The sequence below is a fragment of the Novosphingopyxis baekryungensis DSM 16222 genome (assembly GCF_000420305.1).
GTDB lineage: Bacteria > Pseudomonadota > Alphaproteobacteria > Sphingomonadales > Sphingomonadaceae > Novosphingopyxis > Novosphingopyxis baekryungensis.
Map to the genome: position 1 here is coordinate 183,944 of NZ_ATUR01000006.1, position 26,304 is coordinate 210,247.

Consider the following 26,304-nt stretch of genomic DNA (forward strand, 5'->3'; position numbering starts at 1 on the left):
ATGCGGCAAACGCTTGAAGACAGCGCGCGCAAGGTTTTTCCCAACTGGGAAGCGGCACGGGATGCGAGCGATGCGTGGGCCCAAGTGGCGCAGCTTGGCTGGTTCATGGTCGGTGTGCCAGAAAAGATAGGTGGGCTGGGCCTGGGCGATGAAGGTCTGGCCATCATCTTTGCAGAACTGGGCCGCGCGCTGGTGCCAGGGCCCGTATTGACGCAGTTTCTAGTCATCGAGGCACTGGTGGCTGGCGCGCCGTTCGAGGAACGCGACGGCTTGCTGGAGCGCGCCATGAGCGGCGAGATCATGACAGCGTCGCTCGCCATCGGCGGGCGTTCCAGTGAGGCGGTGATGGATGCCGACAAGGCCTCTCACATTCTGCTCCGCCGCGAGGATGTAGTCGCGCTAATCTCGCAAGATGGTGCGCAAGTGAAAGCCCGCGAAACATGGGACGTATCGCGCCGCCTGTTTGACGTCGCGGTCGTCGACGACGCGCAGCGTTACGTTGTGGCGCGTGGCCAAAAGGCGGCCCAGCTGAACGATCGCCTCGATACGCTTCTGTGCATCGCCCTTGCCGGTGATGCGCTTGGCGGCGCACGGGCAGCCCTGGGCTTGACGCTCGACCATCTCAAGGGCCGCAGCCAGTTCGACCGGCCGCTGGCGATGTTTCAAGCATTGAAGCATCGAGTGGCCGATTTGAAGATGATGATCGACACCGCGGACGCGTTTTACGCCGATCGCACGTCGCAATCGCTCACGGCGTTAGAAGCCGGTGAGTTGAAAAACTTCTGCTGCGCGGTCTATCGCGATACTGTGGAAGACGCGATCCAACTGCATGGCGGCGTCGGTCTGACCACCGAATATGCCATCCACCGCTTCTTCAAGCGCGCATTCCTGAACTGCGCACTGGGGGGCGATGCCGATTATTGGAATGAGCGCGCCGGACGTGCCGCGATGGCGGAAAGTCAGGCCAAAGCCTGATAGCCGCGTTATAGCGCAGCACGGTGGAAAAGTAGGTTGCCCTTCGTTGGCTCCCGTCCGGCTTTCCGGACGAGAGCCCTTCACGATATCCTGATTCAGCTCATCAGGCCTTTCACGGCCGCAATCATGTCGGCAGGCTGCACGATGTAGGCATCCTCCAGCGCCTTGGCGAATGGGACCGGACATTTCGGGGCGCCGAGCCGCCGCACCGGCGCTTTCAATTTGCCGAAGAGCTCCTCATTGATAGTCGCCGCGATTTCTGCACCCGGCCCAAAGTCGCGCACCGCTTCATGCGCAATCAATACCCGGCCGGTCTTTTGCGCCGATGCCAGTACCGTTTCCCGATCCCAGGGAGAAATCGTACGCAGATCGATCAGCTCAACCGAAACGCCCGCCTCGGCAAATCCTTCCAGCGCCATCTGCGCCCGAATGCACTGGCTCGACCAGGTGACGAGCGTGACATCGGTGCCTTCCTGCACGATCCGTGCCTTGCCCAATGGTATCGGCCCCTGATCGTCGTCCACCTCTGACGGGATGAACATGGTGCCGGCGCTTTCGATGAAGATGCAGGGATCGGGGTCCTGGATACAGGACAACATCAATCCCTTATAGTCGGCCGGGCTGGATGGCGCGACGACCTTGATGCCGGCAGCATGCGCAAACCATCCTTCAAGATGATCGGCATGTTGCCCAGCCGTCTGCCAACCGGCGCCGGTCAGCGTGCGGATAACGATGGGCACGCTGGTTTGACCGCCGGACATGAAGCGCAATTTCGCTGCATGGTTGAAGATCATGTCCATCGCGACGGTGGTGAAATTCATCAGCATGATTTCGGCCACCGGTTTGTAACCGGCCATGGCCGCGCCGATGGCGGCGCCAACGATCGCCTGCTCCGAAATTGGCGTGGACCGGACGCGGTCGCCGAATTTCGTCGAAAGCCCCTGCGCCGCCCCGGTGATCCCGCCGCCCTCCGGATCGGCAATATCCTCGCCCAGAACCAGGACCTTTTCGTCCTCGGCCATCGCCTGGTGCAAAGCTGCGTTGACGCCCTGGATCGCGTGCATTTTCGTCGTGCTCATGCCGACATCTCCTGTTCGAATACGTCGCGGCGCAGTTCATCAGCGGACGGCACTTCGCTGGCCATCCCGAATTCACGGGCTGCAGCGACTTCCTGCTCGATCTGCTGTGTCATCTCCTCAAGCTGGGCTTCCGTGGCATGACCATCGTCCAGCAACTTCTGGCGAAAAGCCGGCAGAGGATCGTTTTCCTTGGCCTTTGCCAGCTCACCCTCCGGCATATATTTCATGTCATCGCCGAGCACATGGCCCATGAAACGGAATGTGTTGCATTCCAGCAAGGTCGGGCCTTCGCCTGCGCGCGCGCGGTCGATGGCGGTGGCGACATGGGCATACATCTCAAAGGGATCATTGCCGTCGATCGTAAATCCCGGCATGCCATAGCCTACGGCGCGCTTTGAAATCTTGTCGACCGCCGTGCCCTTTTCGAAGCTGGTATGCTCGGCATAGCGGTTGTTGGGGCAGACGAAAATCACCGGCAATTTCCACAGGCCGGCAAGATTCATCGCCTCGTGAAACGCCCCGATATTGGACGCGCCGTCACCGAAATAGGCGATAACGACCCGCTTCGATCCGTCCAGCTGCGCCGCCCATGCGAGCCCGTTGGCGATCGGCATGGAAGAGCCGACGATGCCGGTTGTCACCATCACCCCGGTTTCGGGATGCGTGAGATGCATAGGGCCGCCCTTGCCCTTGCAGGTGCCGTCGACACGACCTGCGATCTCCGCCCAAAGCGGTTTCAGCGGCATGTCCTTGGCCACCATGTCCTGAATGCCGCGATAAATGGTACAGATCTGATCTTCGTCGGTCAAAAAATGCGAAACGGTGGCAGGGATGACTTCTTGCCCACGCGCCGAATAATAAGGCATTTGCAACCGGCCTTTTCGGATCGTCGACAGTATAGCATCGTCGTTGCGTTCAATGCGGACCATCCGGCGATAGATATCAACCAGTGCTTTCGTATCGGGCTGCGGCGCGTTACTCGCTTCGCTCATGCTTTCCTCGCTTTGTTCGGAATAACCGAACTGTCGCGGTGGGAAAGGTTGAGGTCAACGGCGCAGCAACGCGCCACAGCGATATGTTCCGAACGGCAGATAGATGACCATGGCACTTCCTGAATATTCCACGCTGCTCCTGGCAAGACATGGCAGGCGGCTTACCATTACGCTCAACCGGGGAGACGCGCTCAACGCCTTCGACAAGGTGATGCATGACGAGCTTCCCACCGCGCTGGAATTTGCACGCGACGATGCACATTCGGATGTGATCGTTTTGACCGGAGCCGGCCGCGCCTTTTCGGCCGGTGGCGATTTCGAACATATCGCGGCCAATGCTACGCAGCCGGAGCGATTCGACCATGAAATGGCGATGGCCAAGCGGATTGTGCTGGCCCTGCTCGATACCGACAAGCCCGTCATCTGCCGCATGAATGGCCATGCGGTAGGGTTGGGCGCGACCATCGCATTGCTGTGCGATATCATTTACGCCGATGAGAAGGCAAAAATCGGCGATCCGCACGTCCTGATCGGACTGGCGGCCGGCGATGGGGGCGCGCTGATCTGGCCGCAGCGCATCGGCCTGACCCGTGCGAAGGAATTTCTGTTTACCGGAGACCTGATCCGCGCACCCGAGGCGGTGTCGATCGGGCTCATCAACAAGGCTTTGCCCTCCGATGCTCTGGATCAGGCCGTCGATCACTTGGCGCAAAGGCTTTTAGGCCTGCCCCAAATGGCCTTGCGAGCGACCAAAAGGCTGACCAATCTGGAACTGAAGCGACTGGCGGACAGCCTTCTCGACAAAGGCATGGGATGGGAAAGCGAAACGGTACGAAGCCCTGAACATCGCAGCGCTATTGCCGCGATGCGCAAGGCACAGGGCGGTTAATCGATATTGCCGGGCGCAACCCAGCGCCGCTCTGCCGAAGATAGGCGCATCGCCTCCATCACGCGCTCCACTTCCAGCGCGCGCCCGAAATCCGGGGCGGCGCTTGCCTTACCATGGATGGCATCCACCATCTTTCGCATGGAGAGGGCCATCGGAAAAGCCGGAGGAACAGGAAAATCGGCATCGATCCCGACACGGTTACCGCCGAAATAGGCCTGCGGTACCTCAACCTCCGGAAGGTCGGTCGGCGCGTGCTGATCGGCCTTGTCTTGGAGCTTGGCGCCAAATAGCTTGCAATCGCGGGCTGTCGGAAAGGTGGGCGAACGGCTCATGAGCCTGCCCTCGCTCCCATATAGATCGAGAAGCCAGCCATCATGCTGCGGCATGGCCCATCCGGCCTGTAGCTGAACCAGCGCGCCGCTGGCAAAGCGCAGCATGGCGTTGCCAGTGTCGTTGGTTTCGGGTTCTATCCTGGAGCCGTCTGCGAAAGGCCACTCGGCCAGCACTTGCCGGTCGTCGGCAACCAGATCGACGATCGGACCTAACGCTTTCATCAGCGGATAGAGCGCGTGACTCCCATTGTTACGCAGCCCGGACACCCCGGCCTTGCCATCGGCGAACCAGGCATAGGGAAAATCGGCGGCGGGCGCGTTGAACAGAGAGATATTGAAATGGCACGTTCCACCTATGGGCGTGCCGATATATCCCTGCTCGATCAGTTCGATCTGCCGCCGCACCGCTGGCACATGCTCGATGAAGGCATCGACCACGCCGATGCTTTGGGAGGCCCGCCAGGCGTTGTCGATCGACTTGGCGGCTGACCAATCTGGCGCATGCGGAGAGGCATTGTAGAGATGCTTGCCCGCATGAAGAGCGGCGATGATCCAGGGCACACGCAAATTCGGCCGTGTGCCTAGGTCAATGATATCGATATCCGGATCGCGGCACATGGCCAAGGCATCCCAGAATGGCCGTTCGATCCCGTATCGCTGCGCAGCTGCGCGCGCAGTTTCCTCGCGCGACGTACAGATCGCGGTAACTTCGACGTCGCCAAGCGCGCGCCAAGCGGGCAGATGGGCCATCGCCCCCCAAGCCGCTCCCACCATGGCCACGCGAAGCGTCATCGTCTTACTCGATGATCGCCACCACGGTGCCCACGGGCACGGTTTCACCTTCATCGATCTTGACGGTCAGCTTCCCGGTTGCCGGCGCTTCGACTTCGTTGGTCGACTTGTCGGCCTCGAGCAGGAACAGGCATTCGCCTTCAGTGACCTGCTCACCATTTCCGAACATCCACTCGGCGATCTGCCCCTCGGTCATCGAAAAGCCGATCTTAGGAAAAATAACTTCGGTTGCCATGATGTGATCCCGTCTGGAGTTTCTGCAATTGGTCTAGGAGCGCAGCGCGACCGCCCGCAACCGATTGACAGACCGCGCCTCCGGGTATCGGCCCCGCGATGTCCCGTTCGTCAGCTTTCGTACTGCTTGGCCCAGTCGGCACTTTCACCAGGCTTAAGCGACGCCCCCGGGACTTTCCCCGACACCGTTTTCAGATCGAAGCCGATCGGATCGACATCGCCCTCGATCGGTACGCCAAAGGAGGAAATAGCCCAGCTCGTCATGACATAATGACCGATGGACATCACCAAATCCATTTTCTGCCGCGTATCGTAGTGGTCTCCGAGCTTTTGCCATACTTCGTCGGACACATGGTGATCGTCAATGAGATCGTCGACGGCCTGCAGAACGGCACGCTCTTCCGCTGTCCAGTGATCGGCTGTTTCAGGAAAGTCGCGGATTGCCGCTATGTCTTCCAGCGTCAGTCCGGCTTTCAGGCCGTAGCCCACATGATTGTGCCATTCATAAAGGCTTTTCACACGCACCGATACCCGCAGGATCAGCATTTCCAGGGACCGAACCGGCAGCGTGTTGGTCATCAACAGATGCTTGGACCATTGGCTGTAGGGCAAGGCCATGGCGGGATGTTGCGCCAGCACCATCATGATACTGGTGCGCGATCCTTCTTCGCGAGCGTTCGGCTCTCCCCAGAAGGCGAACACGTCCCGTGCGTCGTCTGTCCATCGTTCGCGCGGCAAGCTGGGGATACGTTGCATTTTGTCGGTCATCGCAAATCTCGTCTGGTCTGGCGGTTGGATCTAGTCTGCAAAGTCAGCTGCGGCATCGCGGGCCAGTTGCGCCTCGCTCGACACGATGTCCGCGCGATAGAAACGCGCTGCCATCAGGAAGCATAGAACGCCGGGAATAGCCAATAACGTGATAGAAAGCAGCGCCGCCCGGAGCGAATTCTCTCCATATTTGCTCGCCAGCATGTCGCTCAGTATACCAATCAGCGCCGGGCCGAGGCCAAAGCCGATCAGATAGATGGCCATCAGCGTCACCGCTGCCGTCGTCGCTCTGGCCCAGACTGGGGGCAAAGTGGTGCAAATCATGATCAGCGGCGCCGCAAAAATGCCGCCGGTGAAAGACAGGACGCCTGCCAAAACGTAGAATTGGTTGATGTCCGCCAACTGGAACATGCCCCAAATCGTGGCCACCGCTCCGATTGTCGCCAAGATGCCAATCGTCAGCTGTCGGCGCATGTCCCGTCGCCCGACAAAATCGGACAGCGGACCACCTAGAATATGGCCAACGAAGCTGCCCGCGCCGATCGCCGTACCAAGCGTGGCACCGAAACTGACTGCATCAATGTTTTCAATCCGGGTCAGATAGGCCGGGATCCAGCGCAGCACGCCGTTGACCATCAGCGCCAGACAAGCGAGCCCCCCGATCAGCCAGACCACGGTCCTGATAGCGAAAATCGTTTTCAGCGTTTGAAAGAAAGGTGGCTGCACCGGATCACGCAGCAACCCGTCGGCCATGCCCTTGGGGAAATTGCGCACCGTGAAATAGAACAGCGGCGCGACGATCAGACCAGGAATCCCAGCGAGCAAAAAAGCCGAGCGCCAACCGTAATTCGTGATGGCCCAACCGCCGATGGCATAGGCCAGCCCCATTCCTATCGCCGGGCCGGCCATGTAAACCGACGTTACCGTGCCGCGCTGATGCTTGGGAAAAAGATCGCTGAGCAAGGCTGGGCCGGGCGAACTCAAACCCGCCTCGCCAAACCCCACCCCCATGCGAGCCACGAATAGAAAAATGAAACTTTTGGCAGCGCTCGAGACGGTCGTGGCAGCGCTCCAGAGGGCAACGCTGACCGCAATCACCAGGCGTCTCGGATGCCGATCCGCAAGCCGCGCCAAAGGAATGACAGCGATGGCATAAACGCCGGCATAAGCGAGACCGTTAAGCGCGCCGATCTGGCTATCCGAAAGACTGAACTCGGCCTTGATGGGTTCGACGAGAATATCGAAAATCTGCCGATCGACCGCGCTGATTGCGGCAATGACAGTCAGCAAAAAAAGGATATACACGCGATAGGGCAGCGACGGCAGCTCTACCCCTGACGCTGACAAGCCAGTCTGCGAGACATCGTTCGCTTCCCGCAAATGATGGGCCATCAGTAGGCAAACCCAAGCTCAAGGCCCCATGTGGCCGGTTCGGCATATGTGGCGCCCAGGCCAAAGTTATTATATTGAACCTGGGTGACGAAGCGATTGTCGGTCAGGTTATCGCCAAAGGCTGCGATATAGAACCGGTCCGTGGGGTCGCGCCACTCTGCCCGCACAGACAGCGTTTCATAATCTCCGCCAGGGAATTGCGTGCCCGATGGCGCAAAGGAAAATTGAGATGTGTAGTAGATGTTTCCGGAAACAATCAGGCTGCCCCCGGCCGCAGCCGTTTCGAAACGCCCACCGATATTGCCCGTAAATTCGGGCGTGCGCTGCATGTCAACATCCGTCAGATCAAGGCGGAGGGGTAGGAGGGATAGGCCGTTTTGTAGGCAAGTCTGTTGCACGGTGGCGCCCAGATCCGCGCAGGCGAAATAGACCGGGGCGCCCGGAAAATCGGTATAGCGGCCATGAACATAGGATGCGGCCGCGTTCAGGGAGAACCCGCTTCCGAGATCGGCACTGAGCGCGCCTTCCACGCCGAAAATTTCCGCCTTCGCCGCGTTCAGGATCTCGGCCCGCCCGTTGGTGAGCAGCGAGACCTGCAGATTGCTATAATCATAGTAGAAGCCGGCAGCCTCCAGCGACACCGCGCCGAAGCTGCCCTTGAAGCCAAGCTCGAACGCATCGACCTCCTCCGGCTCGACCGCGTTGCACTGGAAAGCGGGCGGGTTCTGGCATGACCCGCCTACATCCACGATCGCGGCCTTATAACCGCGCGAGAAGGACGCGTAGATGCTGGTCTGATCGGACGGTTTGTATCGCACGACGATACGCGGCGTCAGCTTGTCCCCCTCCGTATCGGGGACGAACGTCCTGGCCGTCCCGACGCTGTACGATGCATCGGTGATCGTATCATGCGCATAGCGCACGCCGCCGGTGAGAAACAGGCGATCGGTCAGCTCATAGGTCGCATCGAAAAAAGCGGCGTAACTGCGGGTCGGAGCCTCGGATCCGCCCAGCCTGATCCGCGGGCCACCCTGGCTGACCGCGCTGTCCAGAAACGTCAGATAGCGATCGGAATTGTAAAGAAAAAACAGGCCGGCTGTATATTGCAATCGCGCCCCGGCCTTGGATGTCAGCAGCAGTTCCTGAGTCCAGGTATTGTTGATCACCGGAATGCCGAACTGGAAGATCGGCAAGGCCGTCTTGTCGAGATCCAGCGAGGAATCGAGATCCTGATGGCGATATTGCGTGTAGGACGTCAGGTCTGCAAAACCCAGATCGGCCTCGAGGGTCAACTGCACGACATCGGTGTTGCTGGTGATGAAGCTGCGATCCGCGCCCGGCGCATAGAAATCCGGATCGGTCGTGTAAGCCGATGGCGGATAGAAGGGCGACGTTCCCACCCCGATGTCGGGATCGGTATAGATATTATACAGCACCGGCCGGGGATCATCCGATTGCAGATGCTGGTAACGCAACTTGGCCGAAAACGCGCCGAAATCGGCTTTCAGGCCGGCCCGTATCTGCCAGTTTTTAAAATTGCGATCGCGCCTGCCGGTCGCCAGATTGCGCTGAAATGCGTTGCCGCTGGTATAGAGCCCTTCGATGTCGAAGGCGATATGGTCGGTTATACCGGTGGTGGCATAGGCCTGCGCGCGCACGGTATCGAAGCTGCCATAGGACGCACGCCAGGCGGCCGATGTTTCGGTGCTGGGATCGGCGGTGTCGACCAGAATGGCGCCGCCCGTCGAATTGCGCCCGAACAACGTGCCTTGCGGCCCCTTCAGCACCTGGACGCTGCGCACCTTGAACAGTTCGAAATCGGCCTCGGCCGGATTGGGGGAATAGAACCCATCGACATAGATGCCGACATTCGATCCGCCGCCAGATGTGGTGATGCTGGTGCCGATACCACGGATGGTGGGCTGGACGAACTGGCTCTGCCGGTCGAAGCGAAGCGCCGGGGTCAGTTTCACGATATCGGAAAGCTGCTCTACATTGGCCGCTTCCAGCTGGTCCGTCCCAAGGGCCGTGATCGAAATCGGCACATCGACCTGGGCTTCCTCGCGCCGCTGGGCAGTGACGACGATCACATTGCCGCCGGCCGAAACCTGCGTCTCCAGCCCAACATCATCGGCGCCCTGTTCACGCGGCGCATCCGCACTTTGCGCGGCCAGTGGGCTTGCCCCGGCAGCCAATGCCACGGACGCTGCCGAACTTAGCAACCGCAAAGAAAAAGAAGCTGTGGCCATTGGTATAGTTCTCCCACGGATTGGCGCCGTCTTTCGCCGCGCCTTTGCCTTGCCGATAAACCCGATCCGGCTTGGCGCATAAACCCCTCTCCCATTCTTCGCCGGGGCGATTGGCCTGCAGGTTGCCGACCGGTTGCTATTGCCGGGGATTGTCTGGCCGCAAAGGGCGACGTACGATCGGCCCCATGATTGGGCCAGAATTCTTAGCGGTCGCGGCGCTCGATGTGCTTTCGGAAACAGCTGCGCACGCGGTAGACGTGAAGGGCCGGACGATCCTGCTCTGCCTGCAGGCAGGCAAGGTGTTCGCCATTTCGGCCCGGTGCAGCCATGCGGATCAGGAACTGACCTGCGGCGCTGTGCGCAATGGCTGGATTTCCTGTCCTGCGCACGGCGCGCGCTTCGATCTGGCAACGGGCGAACCGCTCAATCCCCCGGCGACCACCCCGATCATGACCTATCCGGTACGGATCAGCGGCGGCATGGTCGAAGTGGCCGTGTAACAGGGTCAAGGAGCGAGGACGGACGCCATGTCCGTGCCGCTATCCGGCGTATCGGACCGCCAGCGGACGGAGCCATAGGGCCGCTCGAGACGTCGGCGGATGCGGCTGTCGTCATGCAAGCTGTTGAGCGCTTCGACGCGTTCCTGCGCTTCCATATCCGCTTTGGTGTAGCGGTCTCGCAGGTGCAGATAGTCCCCCCAGGTCGGGCAGATATAACGTTCGGTCCATAGTTGCGGCACGGCAATGTCCCGTGACAGGGACCAGTTGAAGCCGCCATTGCGGCGGCGCGTTTCACCGACGGATTGCATGGCCTGATAGAAATCCCGCGCCGAATCCAGCGCCACCCGATAGTCGATCTCGATCACGATGGGCCCAGATCTGGGCGTCAGAGCAAGCGCCGTATTCGGCTGGTTATCGATGGCCACCTGTTCGCTCTGGCCGCTGATTTCCCGGCGCAGCGGCAGCACGAAGCCGAGCGACATCGTAACACCCAAAACGCTGCCGGAAATAATCATGATGGCCGGGATACCGATCTGATCGGCCAGCCCGCCCCACAGAACGGCCCCGATCGCCACACCGCCCGTGACGGACGCGCTGAACAGCGACAGGGCCCGTGCCAGCACCCAGCGCGGCGTCGATAGCTGGATTCCGATGTTGAGCATCGAGAAGACCAGCATCGTCATGGCCCCCTGCACCAGAAACAGTGCGGCGCTGAGCCAGATCAGCGTGCTGATACCGATGCCGATCAAGGCTGCTGCAGCGGCAAAGGTTGCGCAGCGGATGGCGTTTTCCGGTCCCAGCCGGTCCCGTGCGGCCGTCGTGACCAGGGATCCGAGCACGGCACCGACCCCGCTTGCGCCGAGCAGCAGGCCATAGACCGCCGCATCGCCGTTCAGCACGTCCTGTGCAATCAGCGGGGCCATCGCCGTGCTCGTTGCCCCGGCAAATCCAAACAGAAAGCTGCGCACCAGAGCGTTGCGCACGCTGGATGCATGGCGGGCATAGCGCAAACCGGAGACGAGCGCCCGGTTCAGCCGTTCGGGCGGAAGGCGGGACGATATATGCTCCCGGCGCCAGAAGAATATCGCCAGCAGCAGCGGTATATAGCCCAGCGCATTGACCGCGAATGCCGCCTGCGCCCCGGCCGCCAGTACGATAACGCCGCCCACCGCGGGGCCGAAGCTGCGCGCCAGATTATAGCTGACCGACCCCAGCGCGACAGCCGATGGCAAGTGCGTCACCGGCACCAGTTCACTGATCGAGGATTGCCAGGCTGGCCCATAGAGCGCCACGCCGGCACCGATGACAAACAGGAGGCCCAGCAAAAGCCAGGGCGTGATCAGACCGGCGAACCCGACCGCCGCCAGCACGCATCCTGCGCAACAGGCCAAAGCGAGACCGGCCAAGGCGATCTTGCGACGATCGAACATATCGGCCAGCGCGCCGGCCGGTAGCGCCACCAGCATGAGCGGTGCCATCAGCGCCGTCTGGACGAGCGCGACCATCACGGTGGAATCGCTCAGCCTTGTCATCTCCCAGGCGGCTGCAACGCCAAGGATCAGATGTCCGAAATTGGATAGAAGGCTGCTGGTCCAGATGCGACGGAAGATGGGAACACCCAGCGGCGCCAGCGCAGACCCGCGCCTGGGATCCATTTGTACCATCGCCGCAAGCCCTATCTGTGCCCGATGGCCCCTGCTTGTCCCGCGTCGCCATGGCTTGTCATCCCAAGCGGCCATGACATCGCCCGGGCGTAGATGCGGACCTTATACCACTGGCTCATGGTAAAAGGCGCTTCACCGTGCGACTTTGCGGGAAATAACAGTCCGGGCAGGAGAGCAATGGAATGGCCGACGCTTATATCATCGATGCGGTACGCACTCCGCGGGCGATTGGAAAAACCGGCAAGGGCGCCTATTCCGGCTTGCATCCCCAGCATATTGCAAAGGCGGTTCTGGAAGCCATTCGTGATCGCAACGGGCTGGACACCGCGACCGTGGACGACATCATCTGGGGCACCAGCGCACAGATGGGGCTGCAAGGCGGCGATCTTGGACGGATGGCCGCGCTCGATGCCGGTTACGACGTCAAGGCCAGCGGCGTGACGCTGGACCGCTTCTGCGGCTCGGGCCTTACCGCTACCAGTCTGGCCGCCGGGCAGATCATGTCCGGACTGGAAGACTGCGTGATCGCCGGCGGCACCGAGATGATGAGCCATGTCATGGATCATGGCATGATGCTGCGCGAAAAGAAGGCGCATGTTGCCGGTGGGATCGGCACCAACAATCCCACGCTGGATGCGCGGCATCCGCAGACCAATCAGGGCGTCGCTGCCGATGCCATTGCGGCCATGGAAGGCATCTCCCGCGCGGAGCTGGAGGCCTTTGGCGTAGAGAGCCAGCGGCGCGCGGCCATCGCCATGAAGGAGGGCCGGTTCGACAGATCGCTGGTTCCGGTCAAGGACGCCGATGGCCATGTTGTGCTGGACCGGGAAGAATATCCACGCCCGGACACCACGGCGGAAAAACTGGCCGGCATGAAACCGGCTTTCGCGATGTTCTACGATCTGCCCGCCAATGCGTCGGGTGAGACATTTGCAGGGCAGATCAGGCGGAAATATCCGGATCTGGATTTCGAGGCCGTCCACCATGCCGGCACATCGTCCGGCGTTGTGGATGGCGCAGCGGCGCTGCTTCTGGCGTCGAAAGACTATGCCGACGCCCATGGAATGACACCGCGCGCGCGTATTGTGGCGGCGGTGAATGTCGGTGACGATCCCACGCTGATGCTGAACGCTCCGGTTCCTGCGGCCAGAAAAGCCCTGGAACGGGCGGGGCTGACCAAGGACGATATCGACGTCTGGGAGATCAACGAGGCGTTTGCCGTGGTGGCCGAAAAATTCATCCGCGATCTGGATCTGCCGCGCGACAAGGTCAACGCGAATGGCGGCGCCATCGCCCTGGGTCATCCGATCGGGGCGACCGGCGCCGTCCTGATCGGAACGGCACTGGACGAGCTGGAGCGAACCGGCGGACGGTATGCGCTCATCACGATGTGCGCCGCGGGCGGCATGGCGCCGGCGATCATTATCGAACGGGTTTGACCCGCCCGATCATTCGATAACCATCATCCGGCCATAGCCATTATCTGGGCGGCATGCGGATGGCGCCATCGATGCGGAATTGATGGGCGTTGAGATAGCTATTGCGCGCGATTTCCAGTACCAGGCTGGCAAATTCCTCTGCATGCCCGAGCCGCTTTGGAAACGGCACCGAGGCATTGAGATTGTCCCACATCTTCTCGTTCAGATCCTTGAACCGCAGCATGGGCGGCGTCGCGAAGATGCCCGGCATGATGGAATTGACGCGAATGCCCAGGTCCATCAGATCGCGCGCCATCGGCAGCACCAGGCCGTTGACCCCGGCCTTCAGCGATCCATAGGCGATCTGACCGATCTGGCCGTCCTGCGCGGCGGCACTGGATGTCAGGATGATCGTTCCGCGTTCGCCATCGTCATTCACCGGATCGGCAGACGCCATGCCAAGCGCGCTGATCGATGCCACGCGGTAGCTGGCAATCAGGATACCTTGCGCAGAGAACGCATAATCTTCGGTCGAGAACCGTTTGAAACCGCCCGTTTCCTTGTCCTTGCCGACGGTCTTGCCGCCCTTGGCGGCCATGGCGCAGTGCACCAGGACGCGCTCCTGTCCATGCGCCGCGCGTGCGGCCGCAAAGCCGGCCTCGACGCTCTGCTCGTCCATGATGTCGACCTTGTGGAAGGTACCGCCAATCTGCATCGCCGCCGCCTCCCCCGCGTCTTCGTTGAGATCGAATATCGCGACCTTGAGGCCTTGCTCCGCCAAGGCTTCGGCGCTTGCGAGGCCCAGGCCGGATGCGCCCCCGGTTACGACGGCGCCAAGACTGGAATCGAGTTTCATAATAGCGGTCTCCCGGCTGCGTGAATGACCGGAAGAACTATAGAAGCGGCCAAATGGATCGCCACCGCATGAGCGCTATATCGCACCGGCGGACGAGACCGCAGAACCCCCGTGTTTTTGCCATCATTCCATCGTTACGGCGATGATCGCGCTCAATCGGCCTTCACAGGGTGACGTGCCCGGCGGCTCTGCTTATCCCTGCTCTTCCAGGCAAAAGGGGAAGTGGCGATGGCGAAAGTTATGGAGGGCATCAAAGTCCTGGAGGTCGCACAATTCACCTTCGTACCGGCAGCGGGGGCCGTCCTGGCCGATTGGGGCGCGGACGTCATCAAGATAGAGCATCCCGTGCGCGGCGATACGCAGCGCGGCTTCCTCAACATGGGGGGCGTTCAACTGGATCCCCAGCGCCATACCCTGTTCGAGCATCCCAACCGGGGCAAACGCAGCGTCGGCATCGATTTCACCACGGCCGAGGGTCAGGACGTGCTGCACGAACTGGCCAAGCAATGCGACGTGTTCCTGACCAATTATCTTCCGCAGCATCGCCAGAAATATAAATTCGATATCGAGCATATTCGCGCGGTGAACCCCGACATCATCTATGCCCGCGGCAGCGCCTGGGGCGACAAGGGGCCCGAGCGGGAAAAGGGAGGCTTCGACGGCACCGCTTTCTGGAGCCGGAGCGGCATCGCCGACTGCATGACGCCGGAAGAGCTGGAGGGGCCGCTGTCTCAGGGCATCCAGGCCTTTGGCGATTCCATTGGGGGCATGTTCATCGCGGGCGGCATTTCGGCGGCTCTGTTTCATCGCCTCCGGACCGGCGAGGCCAAGGAGCTGGACGTATCCCTGCTTTCCACCGCCACCTGGGCGGCCGGCGCCAATATGGCGCAGGCGCTGGAAACCGGCATCGTGACGCGCAATTCCATGCCGCGCTCCGGCGGCAGCAGCCGCAATCCGTTCATGGGTAATTTCCGCACATCGGACGGCCGCACGATCAATCTGTGCATCGTCAGCCCGACCGGTTTGATCGAGGATACCTTCCATCATGTCGGCCGACCGGAGGCAGCCGCAGATCCTCGCTTCAAGGACGTGCTCAGCCTTATCGAACATGCGGACGCGGCGAGCGAAATTCTGGTCCAAGCCTTTGGCGAGAAATCGTTCGACTATTGGCGCGAACAGCTGCGTGGCATGAAAGGCCAGTGGGCCCCCATCCTGACCCTGATCGAACTTGCCGAGGAAGAGCAGATCAAGGCGAATGATCACATTCTGGAAGTCGATGCCGCAGATGGCAGCGACAAGCCGCTCAAGCTGTCGCGCAGTCCCGTCGAATGGGATCATGAACCCATCACCGCCACCCGCTCCCCCCAACCGAGCGAGCACACCGAACTCGTGCTGATGGAAATGGGCGTGGAATGGGACCGGATCGAGCAATGGAAGGCAGCAGGCGCCATTGCATAAATTAACCACCCTTCATCACACAGTAGGATTGAGCCAATGAAGCCAGGAACGCGATTGAAGAGCGCGGTGTGCGATACCGAAGTCATGGTCATCCGCGGCGGCGAAGGAACCGTCGAATGCGGCGGCGCGGCGATGACCGAGGATGGCGCGAAAACCGGCGAGCCAGCGGCAGATCATCAAAACGGTACCCTGATCGGCAAACGCTATGTCGATGGGGGCGGAACGGTCGAGCTGCTATGCGTCAAAGCCGGCAAGGGATCGCTCGCGCTGGATGGCACGCCCATGGCCACCAAGGATTCCAAGCCCCTGCCCGCTTCGGACTGATCGGAACCACCAGGCCGCCATGAATATCGCGCTTTTCCTCGAAATGGCCGCAGAGGCCGCGCCAGACCGCATCGCCCTGGTCTGCGATGGGCGCTCGTTCAGCTATGCCCAATTGCTGGCTGGCGCCCGCGGCGCAGCCACCATGATCGCGCAGTCCCATGCCGAGCATGTGGCCTTGCTCGACGAAGCGAGCGAAGCGGCCGTGTTCGCGCTGTTCGGCGCCGCGCTGGCCGGCGTGCCCTATGTTCCGCTGAATTACCGCCTGGCGGATGCCGATCTGGCCGCCCTGCTGCAACGCATAACGCCGTGCCTCCTGGTCGGTGACGTGGCGCGTGCACGCTCGCTGCACGATGATGAACGCAACATGTTGATCGCGCGAGAACGCTTCACCGGTCAGGCCAAGGAGGCGCCGGCCATAGAGGAAAGCGATGCCGGTCTGGGCACCGCCGTGCAACTGTTCACAAGCGGTACGACGGGCATGCCCAAAGCCGCCATCCTGCGGCATACCAATCTGACCAGCTATGTCATCGGAACGGTGGACTTCGGCTCGGCTCCGGAAGGTTCGGCTGGCCTCGTCACTGTGCCGCCTTATCATATCGCCGGTATCGCAGCGCTCCTGACCTCGATCTATTCTCAGCGGAAAATCATATTGCTGCCCGCATTCACGCCCGAAGCATGGCTCGATCTGGTGGCCGACCAGCGCGTCACGAACGCCTTCGTGGTTCCGACCATGCTGGCGCGCATCGTGGATGTCATGGACAAGGGGCATCGGCCCGATATGTCTTCGCTGAAAGCCATTTCCTATGGCGGCGGTAAAATGCCGCTCGAGCTCATCTCGCTCGCGCTGGATCTCTTCCCGGAAACCGGCTTTACGAACGCCTATGGCCTGACCGAGACCAGTTCGACGGTGGCGCTGCTCAGCCCCGAAGATCACCGGGCGGCCAAGGCATCGAACGATCCGATGGTCCATGCGCGTCTGGCGTCCGTGGGGATTCCCCTGCCCACCATCGAGCTGGAAATAAGGGATGAAGACGGCAAACTGCTCGGGCGCGATGCCGTCGGCGAGATTTACGTGCGCGGCGAGCAGGTTTCGGGCGAATATAAGGAAAAGAGCGCGTTGACGGCCGATGGCTGGTTTCCGACGCGCGATGCCGGCTATCTCGATCGCGATGGTTATCTGTTCCTGTCGGGCCGGGCCGACGACGTGATCGTACGGGGCGGCGAAAACCTGTCGCCTGGCGAGATCGAGGACGTCTTGCTGACCCATCCCGCCGTGACGGACGCCTGCGCCACTGGAATTCCAAGCCATGAATGGGGCGAAACGGTGGGCGTGGCGCTGGTGTTGAGCGACGGCAACAAAGCCCCCGAACAGCAAGAAATACAGCAGCTGGTGCGTGATCGTCTGCGTTCAAGCCGTGTTCCCGAACAGATTCTGTTCGTCGAGAGCCTGCCCTATAACGAGATGGGCAAATTGCTGCGACGCGAGGTCAAAACCTGGTTCAAGAGGTGATCACACCGGGCGACTTGCCCCTTCCGCTGTCGGCATGGGCCCAGCGCCATATCCATTCGCTCAACCGGCTGAGCGGTGTTCGTCAGAAAAGCAGCGCCGACCAGCTGATGCGCGAGCGGACCGTGACCAACGGCTATGGCACTGCCGGACGGCGATCCGCCGGCGGAGGCAGCCAATTCCATCGCACGCAGGATGGTGCCATTGCCCTAAATCTGTCCCGCGAGGACGATCGAACGCTGCTGCCCGCGCTGTTCGAAACGGCCGATGTCGAGGATCTTGCCGCCTGCTGTTCGCACGCAAAGGAAGGCAGGCTCGTCGCCCGTGGCCGCACCCTGGGGCTCGCGATCGCCGGATTGCATGAACAGCCGGTCTCGCATGCGCTCGAGGTGCGAGCTTTGGGCGACCGAAAAGCCCCCCGCCCCATGCCCCGCCTGTTGGACCTTTCCGCTCTATGGGCGGGCCCGCTGGCATCGCGACTGCTGCAGAATGCCGGATGCGCGGTGACGCGGGTGGACAGCGTCGGCCGGCCGGACGCGATGGAGCACGCCGACCCGGCGCATTTTCAGGCATTGAACGATGGCAAACGGCGCATACAACTCGACTTGCGCAGCGGCGAGGGCCTGCGCCGATTGCGTGCGCTGATCGCGCAGTCCGATATCGTCATCGAGGCGGCCAGGCCCCGCGCGCTGTTACAGCTCGATATCGATGCCGATGCCATGATCCGGGCGCAGCCGGGGCTGACGTGGATCACCATCACCGGCCATGGCACGGCAAAGGGCGCTGGCGATTGGGTCGCGTTCGGCGACGATGCGGCCGTGGCAGGCGGGCTCAGCCGGGAGATGTTCGAAACGACCGGACGCTTGGCCTTCGTCGGCGACGCCATCGCCGATCCATTGACCGGCATTCGTGCGGCAGAACTCGCTTATCGTCATCACCTCGATGGAGGCGGTGTTCGCATGATCCTGTCGATGAGCGGGCTTGTCGCTCAGGCCATTCGCAGCGAAAAGGCCCGGTCGCCGGCACAATGGCAAGCGCTTCTGCACGCCTGGTCCTGCCGGACAGGCAAGCCGATTGGGCGCTTACCGGCCGACGGTCAGATGGCGCCGTCATGCTGATCCGCAACGCCGAAATCTGGCGCGGCGCCACACAGGACGTGCGGACCGTCGGGAACAGGGTCGCAGCGATCGGAAAATTGCAGCGGGAGACGGATGAACCCGTTCTGGAAGCCGATGGCTGTGCCCTTCTGCCCGGGCTGCACGATCATCATATCCATCTGGCGGCGACGTCCGCCGCGATGCAATCGGTGGATTGCGGTCCGCCCCATGTGAACAATGCCGGGGAACTGGCGATCGCCTTGGCGCAGACGGGCACAGGGTGGCTGCGCGGCACGGCCTATCATGAAAGCGTGGCCGGCGTCCTGACCCGCAAGCAAATCGACGCATGGCAATGCGATCGTCCGGTGCGCGTTCAGCATCGGTCCGGCCGGATGTGGTTCTTTAACAGTGCCGCCTTGGCACTCCTGCGCGATTGCCCCGATATACCCGCAGGCATCGACTTCGATACCGGGCAGGCGTTCGAGATCGACGATTGGCTGCGCGGGGCATTGTCATCCAGGCCGCCAGATTTGCGCGCGCTCAGCCGCACCTTGGCGGCCCATGGCATGACCGGCGTGACGGAGATTTCGCCCTCCAACTCCCATGCGGAAGCGCAGTGGCTCGGCCGTGAGATAGAACAGGGCAACTTGCGGCAGCATTGCGTTCTGGCCGGGCGGCTGGACCTGTCCGATCGCATGCTGCCTCGCGGCATCGCGCTGGGCCCGCTCAAACTCCATCTTCACGAACATCAGCTGCCCGATTTCGAGCTGGTGGTAGACCGGATTTCGGCGGCCCACCGGTTGGCCCGCCCTGTCGCCGTTCATTGTACCACCGAGGTGGAACTGGTTTTCACGCTCGCTGCTTTGGCCGAGGCGGGCACCCTGGCGGGCGATCGCATCGAACATGCCGGCATCGCTTCCGACGCGCTGATCGAGCAGATGGCCGCACTGAGGCTGATCGTCGTCAGTCAGCCGCACTTCATTGCGGAACGCGGCGACCAGTATCGCGAAGCCATTCCGCCGAGCGAGCATTCGCTGCTCTATCGCTTGCGGTCCTTCATTGGCGCTGGCGTCCCTCTGGCCGCAGGCAGCGACGCGCCCTATGGCTCGACCAATCCCTGGACGGCCATGTCCGCGGCATGTTCGCGCCGCACGCGGAACGGCCATATGATCGGTGCCAAGGAGGCTCTGTCGCCAGAACAGGCCCTGTCTTTATATTTGCGCGATCCGCTAAATCTGACCGTCGAACGCCAGATCGCTGTGTCGGGGCCGGCAGATCTTTGCTTGCTGGACCGTCCCTGGGCGGCGGCGCGCGCGGATCTGTCTGCGGTCGCGGTCCGCGCCACGCTGTTCGACGGCAGCTTAGTCTATGATCGCGTCGACCAGCCCCCAGTCCAGCGCCGTTCGGGCGCCGATGCGGCGGCCTGACAGCATCAACAGCGCGGCCCGCTGACGTCCGATACGCCGCGACAGCGAGACGCAGCCTCCGGCGCCGGGAATCAGCCCCATCTTCAACTCCGGCAGGTGAAATATGGCCGACGACCGCGCCGTCATCCGGTCAGCAAAAGCCGCCAGTTCCAGCGAGGAACCCATGCAGAGACCTTGAACGCTAACATGCAGTCGCGCCGGGCACGCCACTATGGCATGGGCTGGCAGCGTTTGCAGCCTGATGCCATGCGCGGCAACCGGATCGGTCGTTGTACCGAACTCGCCCAGTTCCGCGCCTGTGCCGAACGCCCTTCCGACCGCACTCAGCTCGATGCGGGCTATGCTGTCATCCAGCACGGCAAGGTCAAAGGCCTCGCGCAAACCGTCCCGCAGGGACACGTCGATCGCGTTCCACGCCGCTGGCCGATCGATCACCAGATGCAGCACATTGTTCTCGCGCGACATCTGCAGCTGCCCCGGCGGCCATTCTGGCGCCTCGCCTCTTGCTGCAAGCCAAGCATGGTGTTCCGCGCCGCCCTGGAGGGTCGACATCGCCAGGGACTCGGCCACCAGCGCCTCTCTGACGGGCAGATGCGCGATCAGCCGCAGCAATTGCACGCAGATGGTAGCGCTAAACGGATTAGCGAGAATCGAGTCGATCAGCTGGCCAATGGAAAAGGGCGACTCGACGATCACATCGAGATGACTGGCCAGCGGATGGTCGCGCGGACCAATTCCGATGACCGGGCATGGCGGCAGTTCGCCAACGCATATGTCGCGCGGCTCGGCGTCCAGATCCAGCACGATCAGCGGTGGAATTTCCGTCCGATCAAGGGTTCGTAAGCGACTGAACTGCAGGACAAACGGCGCACATAACATCAGCATTCCCTAGCGTCCCCCACGCTCTCGGCAAGCGCCCAATTATGCTGCACTGCAATAAACTGTACCCTGTCGTTTTTCGTTGACAGCCGCTCCTTTGAAGCCAACACTGTTGTTCACTAACTGGAGAGATGACATGACAACGCAGACCGCTAACAAGGCCAAAATCGCTCGTCGGGTTATTGAGGTTCTTGAATATTTCGATGACGCGCATCGTGAAGCCACAGTGATGGATATCGTGCGCCGCTATGATCGCCCGCAAAGCAGCACGTCCGAACTGCTGTCCAGCCTCGTCGAGCTTGGCGTTCTGTACAAGGATTGTCAGTCACGCTCCTACCGTCCCACGCCGCGTGCGGCCATGCTGGGCGCAAACACGCAAACGCCGCTCGTGCGCTCAGGTGGCCTTTCGGCACTGCTGGATCGGCTTCAGGCCCAGACGGGCCTGACTGTCGCGCTATTCGGCCTGGTCGGTGTCGAGGTTCAGGTCTTCAATTGCCTATCGGGCACCGTCGGTTCCAATGCCGGTTTCCGCGAGAGCATCGTTGGTGGGAAGACCGAGCGCCTAACCGACTCCACGGTCGGCCAATTGCTGCTGTCGACGCTGTCCAGGCCCCGGCGTGAGGGCATCATTCGCCGCCTCAATGCGGAAACAGACGGCCACCATATGCCCTATTCCGAAATGCTCGACCTGATCGATCGGTATGAGCGGCAGCGCGGCGCGACGGGCGCGGCGGGCTTCGGTATCGACGCGGAGATCTGTGCGGCGCTGCTGCCAAATTATCATGTCGACCAGCCCATGGCGATTGGCTTCGTCTACAAACCGTCCGGCAATATCGATGCCGAGGCCCTTGCCAACACCGCAAAATCGGCCATCGAACAGATGGTCAAGAACAGCGAACAGCGCGAAACGGTCACGCCAATGACAGCCGCCGCCTGATCAGGCTTTATAGCGGACATGCAAAAGCCGGGTCGTCGACCCGGCTTTTTTTATGTTCTGATTAACCGATTGGGAGCGAACAATCCGCGAGCGGAGAACGCGCCCAATCTAGTTCGCGTGCTCGCCTACGCAGACTGTTTCTTGCGCTGGTCATGCTGCGAGAACATGCGCATCAGATCGCCAGATGTGATGGGCCGCGTGGTCCCCTCGTCCACGGGACGATCGCCGCCCGAACTTTTGGGCGCGGTATCCACACCGGCATCGTCCGCACGCTTGCGGAGCGCAGCGACGGTAACCTCTTCCCTTTTCACCATGTCAAACAGTGGAAAGTTGAACCAGTTCATCGCGTTGCCGTGCGAAATTTTCTCGATCTGCGTGTCCGTCAAATGCTTGATGGACTTCCACAGATGCTCCGGCACTTCAGGCCACAGCGTATCGGAATGCGGATAGTCGGTTTCATAGGCGATATTGTCTTCGCCGATGAACTCGATATTTTGCAGCCCGAACTGGTCATCGATGAAACAGGTAAGGAAATGGCGCTTGAACATTTCGCTGGGCTTCATCTCCTGGAACACCGAGTTGGTCCAGGCCTTGTGCCGCCAATTGGAAAAGTCCGAACGTTCCATGAAATAGGGCACCCAGCCAATGCCGCCTTCCGACAGCGCAATGCGAAGTGACGGATATTTGTGCAACGCTTCCAGCTGCAGCCAGTCGGCTGCGCCATAGGCAATCGACATCGGCATGGTGGTGATCCACGCCTCGATCGGCGTTTCTTCCGATGCATGCGGTGCCGGGTTGCCCGCGCCGATATGGCAGCAGATGGTCAGATCCGTATCGACGATCGCCTTGAAGAACGGGTCCCAATACTCATTGTGAATGCTCGGCAGGCCTTGCGACGTCGGGGCATCGCTGACGGAAACCGCCTTGAAGCCCTTCTTGGCCAGACGATGGATCTCGGCGACGCAGGCATCCATGTTCCAGGTAGGCAGGATCCCGCAGGGAATGAACCGTTCCGGATAGGAATCGCACCATTCGTCCTTGTGCCAGTCATTATAGGCGCGAAGATGCACGAGCGCGCGGTCCTTGTCGGCAACGCGGTGCAAGCGGCCACCGGCGAAATCGAAAACGCTGCCGAAGTTTACGGAAGACGCGATGCCGTTGACGTCCATATCGCCCACGCGCGCGTGCACATCGTAGACACCTTCGCGCAGCTGATCGAGCGCGGTCGGCTCCATACCATATTCGTCCATCGGACGGCCGACGACGGCGTTCAGCCCGACCGAGGGCAGATACATGCCCTGATATTCCCAGGCCGCCTTGCCATTCTTGTCGGTGATGAAGGTTGGCGCATCTTTCAGGTCCTCAGCCGACAGATGGTTTTTGAACATGTCCGGTGGCTCGCTGATATGATCATCCACGCTGATCAGCACCATATCGTTCATCTGCATGTTCATTCTCCTTCTGCGCAGGGTCCGCGACCCTTTTAGGGGAGTCGATTAGCGGCAACGGAGGATGGTGCCCAATATGTGCCCCAAACATCGCCTGTGTGAAGTCGCACGCGAAAGGCAACCCGGCGGTTACACGCCTGAGTTGCCAGTTTCAGCGCTGTGCAGATGTTTCGCCATGTCCTTGGGGGAAGCGCACGCCACCGGATTACTCAGTCGCGGGCAAGCAGGAGAGCGGCCGCCATGGGCCCCCCGCCGCTGGTCGCGACGGCCAGCGACGGGTTGCCCGATACTTGCCGATCTCCGCCCAGGCCGCGCATTTGCACCACGGATTCATGCGCAAAGCCGAAGCCGTGCAGCCGCCCCGCGCCCAGCTGACCGCCCGACGTGTTCATCGGCAACACGCCGTCGAGCGCTATGCGGGTGCCACCTTCGACAAACCGATGCCCCTCGCCGATCGGGCAGATTCCAAGGCCCTCGAGCCAGGTAATCGGATGAAAAGCGAAGCCATCGTAGAGCTGGGCGATATCGAGATCCGACGGGCCATAGTCGCTATGCTCCCACAGCGCTTTGCCGGTAGCGTAGGACCCCGGCCATTCGGCCTGATCCCAGCTATATCGCTCCACCGAACCGGCGGTGGCCGCAATGCGAACCGGCGTTGCTGTAATCTCGTCCAGCGCATCCCCTGCCGAGACGATGATCACGGTCGAGGCGTCGGTGAAACGATCGCAATCATACAGACAAAATGGCGTGGAAATCATGCGTGCGGCGAAATATTTGTCCGCCGAGAGCGGCTCTTTTACGATCGCGCGCGGATTGAGCGCGGCATTGCGATGCGCATTGATGGCGATCGCAGACAATTGCTCACGCGTCATGCCATAGCGGGCCATGTGCCGCGTTGCATATTGCGCCACCCAATTGGCCGCGGAAATGGCGTAAAATGGCGCCGTCCACTGGCTCGCGCCGCTGACGTCCTTGCGGTGCATCGGCGGATATTCGTCCGGATCGGCCAACGCGCCGGCTTCATACACCGTGCGAAAACACAGCACATGCCTTGCCCTTCCCGCTTTCACGGCCATGGCCGCAGCCGCGATCGCGCCGAGTTGCGCGGTCATTTCCTGGGCGCCCAGATGCCACCGGGTCTTAAGCCCCAGGGCCTCGATCACATCGTCCGACGACACAGGAGAAAATCCGAGATAGGTCGGCATTTTGCCGGGATAGGTGGCCACCCCGTCAATCTGTCCGGCAACGAGCCCGGCATCATCGAGCGCCTCCCGAATGGCGTCGACGGTCAAGAGCAAGGGCCGCCGCTTCAGACGAACGCCGACCTCAGACATGCCGATGCCGCTAATATAGGCCTGTGGCTCACCCATTACCCGGCCCTCTCGAACAGGGGAAAGAAGATGCCATCCTCTTCGGAAAAATTGACGACGACGGGGTCATCCACCGCCACGTCCGTCGGAGCGCAGCCGATGATATTGGTAGTGAGAAAGATGCTCTCATCCTCCTCCAGCGCGACGCGCGCAATCACGAACGGCACATCGAGGCCCGGCATCCATGGCTGGTGATTGATGGTGAAACTGTCGATACGCCCCCGCCCGGACGCGGGTTGCGGGGAAACATTCTCGCTCCAGCAATGGCGGCAAATCGGTTGCGGCGGATGCAGCCACCGGTCGCAATCGCCGCAGCGGCAGATCATCAGCTTCCCACTGGCGCCGCCGGTCCAGAATGCCCGATTTTCAGCGGTTAATCGTGGCCGCGGACGGGGCGGGCCGAAACTCATTTGTCCCAGACAAGGTGCAGTGTGTCCGGACCGATGACATTGCCGCCATGGAAGGTGACGGGCTTGTCCGGATCGAGCCGGAATTCCGGAAGCGCCTTGACCATTTCCTCGTACAAGACCTGCAGCTCGATCCGCGCGAGATGGGACCCAAGGCAGCGATGCGGGCCGGTGCCAAAAGCAATATGCGCCTTGTTTTCCCGGTTGAGCGTGTAGGCTTCAGGGTTCTGAAACTCGCCTGGGTCGAGATCCGCAGCGGGCAGAAACATGAGCGCCTTCTCGCCCTTCTTCAGCGTCACGCCCTGGAATTCGGAATCTTCGCTGACGAACCGCGGCGGAACGGTGAAGGTGTAGCGCCGCAAGATTTCCTCCGCAGCCTCGGCAATCAGCGCGGGGTTGTCGCGCAGCTTGCGCTGCAATTCCGGATCGGTGGCAAGATGCCGCGCGCCAAGACCCATGCCGTTCATCACCGTGTCGAGGCCGGCCACGAACAGCATGACGGCATAATTCTCGATATCGTGCAGCGTTGCCGGGCGGCCATCGAAATCGGACTGCCAGAGCAGGGACAGCACATCGTCTTTCGGCTCGCGCTGACGGTCCAGGATCGTTTCGCGCATCACATCGGCCACCTTGCGCAGCCGCTTCTGAATGGCGCGCGGGTCCATGTCGGTATCGTGCAGATGGTCCGCCACGAGATCGCGATATTCACGCTGTTTGCTCTGTGGCAGACCGAAGAGCGCGAGGAAGATCTGCGTCGGCAGCGGCTCGGCCACATCGGCCATGAACTCGCAATGGCCCTGATCCTTGATCCGATCGATAAGACCAGCGGCAAGCGCCCGGATCTGGTCCTTGAGCGCCAGCATGTTCTTCGGGCTGAACGTCTTGTTCAGCGGCTTGCGATAGGTATCGTGATGCGGTGGATCGACCGTGATAGGCAGCGGAATAAGCGCTTTCTGATCGTCCGGCTGCGTCGCATTATAGGCGGCAATCGCTTCATAGGGCACGGGGCCGTTGCTGAAAATCTCGGGGCTGCGTTGCGCCGCATGCACGGCGAAATGGGCGGCAACCACCCAGTGCCCACCATGGCGCGGCGTCCAGAACATGGCCGGTGCCTCCCGCGCGATCTCAGCGATCCGGTCATGTCCATGCGCGATCAGCCCGGCATCGTAATGATAATCGAAATCATAGACCAGCTCATCCGGAACATGGTCGGGCTTGGCAACGGCAGGCGTCAATTCGGGCATGGTCGGATCGTGCTCCTTCGCGCAATAGAGTGCTGGCGTTGTGCGGCAGGCCGCCTGGAAAAACCA

Annotated in this window: 24 protein-coding genes; 10 read left to right on the forward strand and 14 right to left on the reverse strand. The window is 61.4% G+C overall.

The features are described 5' to 3' along the window. Entirely contained in the window at nucleotides 1–975 is a 975-nt protein-coding gene (locus G410_RS0111495) for an acyl-CoA dehydrogenase family protein (protein ID WP_245559350.1), read from the forward strand. 95 nt (nucleotides 976–1,070) lie between these two features. On the opposite strand, the gene G410_RS0111500 is transcribed toward G410_RS0111495, so the two are convergent. Together G410_RS0111500 and G410_RS0111505 are read right to left on the reverse strand one after the other, a co-directional pair. Beyond that, nucleotides 1,071–2,054: an alpha-ketoacid dehydrogenase subunit beta gene (locus G410_RS0111500; RefSeq protein WP_022673805.1), complete on the reverse strand. Its 984-nt coding sequence runs from the start codon at nucleotides 2,052–2,054 to the stop codon at nucleotides 1,071–1,073. Continuing rightward, on the reverse strand, nucleotides 2,051–3,046 hold the full coding sequence (locus tag G410_RS0111505; protein WP_022673806.1) for a thiamine pyrophosphate-dependent dehydrogenase E1 component subunit alpha: 996 nt from the start codon (nucleotides 3,044–3,046) through the stop codon (nucleotides 2,051–2,053). Before G410_RS0111505 ends, G410_RS0111500 begins: the two co-directional genes overlap by 4 nt. Nucleotides 3,047–3,149: 103 nt before the next feature. Here G410_RS0111505 and G410_RS0111510 point away from each other — a divergent pair, with 103 nt between their 5' ends. Beyond that, complete coding sequence (locus G410_RS0111510; RefSeq protein ID WP_022673807.1) at nucleotides 3,150–3,935, forward strand: enoyl-CoA hydratase/isomerase family protein; 786 nt, start codon at nucleotides 3,150–3,152, stop codon at nucleotides 3,933–3,935. On the opposite strand, the gene G410_RS0111515 is transcribed toward G410_RS0111510, so the two are convergent. From G410_RS0111515 to G410_RS0111535, 5 genes are all read right to left on the reverse strand, one after another. After that, entirely contained in the window at nucleotides 3,932–5,059 is a 1,128-nt protein-coding gene (locus G410_RS0111515) for a Gfo/Idh/MocA family protein (RefSeq protein WP_022673808.1), read from the reverse strand. The two genes, G410_RS0111510 and G410_RS0111515, sit on opposite strands and share 4 nt — an antisense overlap. Nucleotides 5,060–5,063: 4 nt before the next feature. Continuing rightward, entirely contained in the window at nucleotides 5,064–5,294 is a 231-nt protein-coding gene (locus G410_RS0111520) for a biotin/lipoyl-containing protein (protein ID WP_022673809.1), read from the reverse strand. Nucleotides 5,295–5,404: 110 nt separating this feature from the next. Then, nucleotides 5,405–6,061, reverse strand: a complete 657-nt coding sequence (locus G410_RS0111525) for a carboxymuconolactone decarboxylase family protein (protein ID WP_022673810.1) — start codon at nucleotides 6,059–6,061, stop codon at nucleotides 5,405–5,407. A 30-nt stretch (nucleotides 6,062–6,091) separates the two neighbouring features. Continuing rightward, nucleotides 6,092–7,453, reverse strand: a complete 1,362-nt coding sequence (locus tag G410_RS16530) for a spinster family MFS transporter (RefSeq protein WP_022673811.1) — start codon at nucleotides 7,451–7,453, stop codon at nucleotides 6,092–6,094. After that, nucleotides 7,453–9,654: a TonB-dependent receptor gene (locus G410_RS0111535; protein ID WP_211215020.1), complete on the reverse strand. Its 2,202-nt coding sequence runs from the start codon at nucleotides 9,652–9,654 to the stop codon at nucleotides 7,453–7,455. The genes G410_RS16530 and G410_RS0111535 overlap by 1 nt, the downstream gene beginning before the upstream one ends. A 233-nt stretch (nucleotides 9,655–9,887) precedes the next feature. Here G410_RS0111535 and G410_RS0111540 point away from each other — a divergent pair, with 233 nt between their 5' ends. Continuing rightward, complete coding sequence (locus G410_RS0111540) at nucleotides 9,888–10,202, forward strand: Rieske (2Fe-2S) protein (protein WP_022673813.1); 315 nt, start codon at nucleotides 9,888–9,890, stop codon at nucleotides 10,200–10,202. A 5-nt stretch (nucleotides 10,203–10,207) separates the two neighbouring features. Here G410_RS0111540 and G410_RS0111545 read toward each other — a convergent pair whose 3' ends face one another. Further along, on the reverse strand, nucleotides 10,208–11,866 hold the full coding sequence (locus tag G410_RS0111545) for an MFS transporter (protein WP_051137278.1): 1,659 nt from the start codon (nucleotides 11,864–11,866) through the stop codon (nucleotides 10,208–10,210). Nucleotides 11,867–12,048: 182 nt separating this feature from the next. Between G410_RS0111545 and G410_RS0111550 the strand changes: the two genes are divergently transcribed. Further along, on the forward strand, nucleotides 12,049–13,305 hold the full coding sequence (locus G410_RS0111550; protein ID WP_022673815.1) for an acetyl-CoA C-acetyltransferase: 1,257 nt from the start codon (nucleotides 12,049–12,051) through the stop codon (nucleotides 13,303–13,305). Nucleotides 13,306–13,345: 40 nt separating this feature from the next. Here G410_RS0111550 and G410_RS0111555 read toward each other — a convergent pair whose 3' ends face one another. Next, nucleotides 13,346–14,140, reverse strand: a complete 795-nt coding sequence (locus tag G410_RS0111555) for an SDR family oxidoreductase (RefSeq protein ID WP_022673816.1) — start codon at nucleotides 14,138–14,140, stop codon at nucleotides 13,346–13,348. Between the two features lie 228 nt (nucleotides 14,141–14,368). On the opposite strand from G410_RS0111555, the gene G410_RS0111560 reads away from it, so the two are divergent. Genes G410_RS0111560 through G410_RS16540 form a run of 5 tightly spaced genes read left to right on the forward strand, consistent with a single transcriptional unit; the run spans nucleotide 14,369 to nucleotide 19,953 of the window. Next, nucleotides 14,369–15,598 carry a CaiB/BaiF CoA transferase family protein gene (locus G410_RS0111560; RefSeq protein ID WP_028971378.1) on the forward strand — a complete coding sequence of 410 codons (1,230 nt, stop codon included), beginning with the start codon at nucleotides 14,369–14,371 and terminating at the stop codon, nucleotides 15,596–15,598. Between the two features lie 36 nt (nucleotides 15,599–15,634). Then, nucleotides 15,635–15,922 carry a hypothetical protein gene (locus G410_RS0111565; RefSeq protein WP_022673818.1) on the forward strand — a complete coding sequence of 96 codons (288 nt, stop codon included), beginning with the start codon at nucleotides 15,635–15,637 and terminating at the stop codon, nucleotides 15,920–15,922. A 19-nt stretch (nucleotides 15,923–15,941) separates the two neighbouring features. After that, complete coding sequence (locus tag G410_RS0111570) at nucleotides 15,942–17,432, forward strand: class I adenylate-forming enzyme family protein (RefSeq protein WP_022673819.1); 1,491 nt, start codon at nucleotides 15,942–15,944, stop codon at nucleotides 17,430–17,432. Further along, nucleotides 17,429–18,547, forward strand: a complete 1,119-nt coding sequence (locus G410_RS16535) for a CoA transferase (RefSeq protein ID WP_022673820.1) — start codon at nucleotides 17,429–17,431, stop codon at nucleotides 18,545–18,547. Before G410_RS0111570 ends, G410_RS16535 begins: the two co-directional genes overlap by 4 nt. Beyond that, on the forward strand, nucleotides 18,541–19,953 hold the full coding sequence (locus G410_RS16540) for an amidohydrolase family protein (RefSeq protein WP_022673821.1): 1,413 nt from the start codon (nucleotides 18,541–18,543) through the stop codon (nucleotides 19,951–19,953). Before G410_RS16535 ends, G410_RS16540 begins: the two co-directional genes overlap by 7 nt. Here the strand turns inward: G410_RS16540 and G410_RS0111585 are convergent. Then, nucleotides 19,888–20,832, reverse strand: coding sequence for an enoyl-CoA hydratase/isomerase family protein (locus G410_RS0111585; RefSeq protein ID WP_084489173.1), 945 nt, complete (start codon nucleotides 20,830–20,832; stop codon nucleotides 19,888–19,890). The two genes, G410_RS16540 and G410_RS0111585, sit on opposite strands and share 66 nt — an antisense overlap. A 136-nt stretch (nucleotides 20,833–20,968) precedes the next feature. Here G410_RS0111585 and G410_RS16545 point away from each other — a divergent pair, with 136 nt between their 5' ends. Continuing rightward, nucleotides 20,969–21,769 carry a helix-turn-helix domain-containing protein gene (locus tag G410_RS16545; RefSeq protein WP_022673823.1) on the forward strand — a complete coding sequence of 267 codons (801 nt, stop codon included), beginning with the start codon at nucleotides 20,969–20,971 and terminating at the stop codon, nucleotides 21,767–21,769. A gap of 125 nt (nucleotides 21,770–21,894) precedes the next feature. On the opposite strand, the gene G410_RS0111595 is transcribed toward G410_RS16545, so the two are convergent. From G410_RS0111595 to G410_RS0111610, 4 genes are all read right to left on the reverse strand, one after another. Then, nucleotides 21,895–23,217: an amidohydrolase family protein gene (locus G410_RS0111595; protein ID WP_028971380.1), complete on the reverse strand. Its 1,323-nt coding sequence runs from the start codon at nucleotides 23,215–23,217 to the stop codon at nucleotides 21,895–21,897. A gap of 209 nt (nucleotides 23,218–23,426) precedes the next feature. Then, nucleotides 23,427–24,587: a thiolase family protein gene (locus G410_RS0111600; RefSeq protein WP_022673825.1), complete on the reverse strand. Its 1,161-nt coding sequence runs from the start codon at nucleotides 24,585–24,587 to the stop codon at nucleotides 23,427–23,429. Then, a complete protein-coding gene (locus tag G410_RS0111605) occupies nucleotides 24,587–24,997 on the reverse strand; it encodes a Zn-ribbon domain-containing OB-fold protein (RefSeq protein ID WP_022673826.1) in 411 nt (136 codons plus the stop codon). Before G410_RS0111605 ends, G410_RS0111600 begins: the two co-directional genes overlap by 1 nt. Beyond that, entirely contained in the window at nucleotides 24,994–26,238 is a 1,245-nt protein-coding gene (locus G410_RS0111610; RefSeq protein ID WP_022673827.1) for a cytochrome P450, read from the reverse strand. The genes G410_RS0111605 and G410_RS0111610 overlap by 4 nt, the downstream gene beginning before the upstream one ends. Nucleotides 26,239–26,304 lie beyond the last annotated feature (66 nt).

What these genes read in the sequence shown, in the direction of transcription:
- G410_RS0111505 (WP_022673806.1), bottom strand. Translation starts at nt 3,046, where the DNA reads ATGAGCGAAGCGAGTAACGCGCCGCAGCCCGATACGAAAGCACTGGTT.
- G410_RS0111495 (WP_245559350.1), top strand. Translation starts at nt 1, where the DNA reads ATGCGGCAAACGCTTGAAGACAGCGCGCGCAAGGTTTTTCCCAACTGG.
- G410_RS0111520 (WP_022673809.1), bottom strand. Translation starts at nt 5,294, where the DNA reads ATGGCAACCGAAGTTATTTTTCCTAAGATCGGCTTTTCGATGACCGAG.
- G410_RS0111555 (WP_022673816.1), bottom strand. Translation starts at nt 14,140, where the DNA reads ATGAAACTCGATTCCAGTCTTGGCGCCGTCGTAACCGGGGGCGCATCC.
- G410_RS16540 (WP_022673821.1), top strand. Translation starts at nt 18,541, where the DNA reads ATGCTGATCCGCAACGCCGAAATCTGGCGCGGCGCCACACAGGACGTG.
- G410_RS0111600 (WP_022673825.1), bottom strand. Translation starts at nt 24,587, where the DNA reads ATGGGTGAGCCACAGGCCTATATTAGCGGCATCGGCATGTCTGAGGTC.
- G410_RS0111510 (WP_022673807.1), top strand. Translation starts at nt 3,150, where the DNA reads ATGACCATGGCACTTCCTGAATATTCCACGCTGCTCCTGGCAAGACAT.
- G410_RS0111585 (WP_084489173.1), bottom strand. Translation starts at nt 20,832, where the DNA reads ATGTTATGTGCGCCGTTTGTCCTGCAGTTCAGTCGCTTACGAACCCTT.
- G410_RS0111540 (WP_022673813.1), top strand. Translation starts at nt 9,888, where the DNA reads ATGATTGGGCCAGAATTCTTAGCGGTCGCGGCGCTCGATGTGCTTTCG.
- G410_RS0111515 (WP_022673808.1), bottom strand. Translation starts at nt 5,059, where the DNA reads ATGACGCTTCGCGTGGCCATGGTGGGAGCGGCTTGGGGGGCGATGGCC.
- G410_RS0111605 (WP_022673826.1), bottom strand. Translation starts at nt 24,997, where the DNA reads ATGAGTTTCGGCCCGCCCCGTCCGCGGCCACGATTAACCGCTGAAAAT.
- G410_RS0111550 (WP_022673815.1), top strand. Translation starts at nt 12,049, where the DNA reads ATGGCCGACGCTTATATCATCGATGCGGTACGCACTCCGCGGGCGATT.
- G410_RS0111610 (WP_022673827.1), bottom strand. Translation starts at nt 26,238, where the DNA reads ATGCCCGAATTGACGCCTGCCGTTGCCAAGCCCGACCATGTTCCGGAT.
- G410_RS16545 (WP_022673823.1), top strand. Translation starts at nt 20,969, where the DNA reads ATGACAACGCAGACCGCTAACAAGGCCAAAATCGCTCGTCGGGTTATT.
- G410_RS0111500 (WP_022673805.1), bottom strand. Translation starts at nt 2,054, where the DNA reads ATGAGCACGACGAAAATGCACGCGATCCAGGGCGTCAACGCAGCTTTG.
- G410_RS0111525 (WP_022673810.1), bottom strand. Translation starts at nt 6,061, where the DNA reads ATGACCGACAAAATGCAACGTATCCCCAGCTTGCCGCGCGAACGATGG.
- G410_RS0111565 (WP_022673818.1), top strand. Translation starts at nt 15,635, where the DNA reads ATGAAGCCAGGAACGCGATTGAAGAGCGCGGTGTGCGATACCGAAGTC.
- G410_RS0111545 (WP_051137278.1), bottom strand. Translation starts at nt 11,866, where the DNA reads ATGGTACAAATGGATCCCAGGCGCGGGTCTGCGCTGGCGCCGCTGGGT.
- G410_RS0111560 (WP_028971378.1), top strand. Translation starts at nt 14,369, where the DNA reads ATGGCGAAAGTTATGGAGGGCATCAAAGTCCTGGAGGTCGCACAATTC.
- G410_RS0111570 (WP_022673819.1), top strand. Translation starts at nt 15,942, where the DNA reads ATGAATATCGCGCTTTTCCTCGAAATGGCCGCAGAGGCCGCGCCAGAC.
- G410_RS0111595 (WP_028971380.1), bottom strand. Translation starts at nt 23,217, where the DNA reads ATGCAGATGAACGATATGGTGCTGATCAGCGTGGATGATCATATCAGC.
- G410_RS16530 (WP_022673811.1), bottom strand. Translation starts at nt 7,453, where the DNA reads ATGGCCCATCATTTGCGGGAAGCGAACGATGTCTCGCAGACTGGCTTG.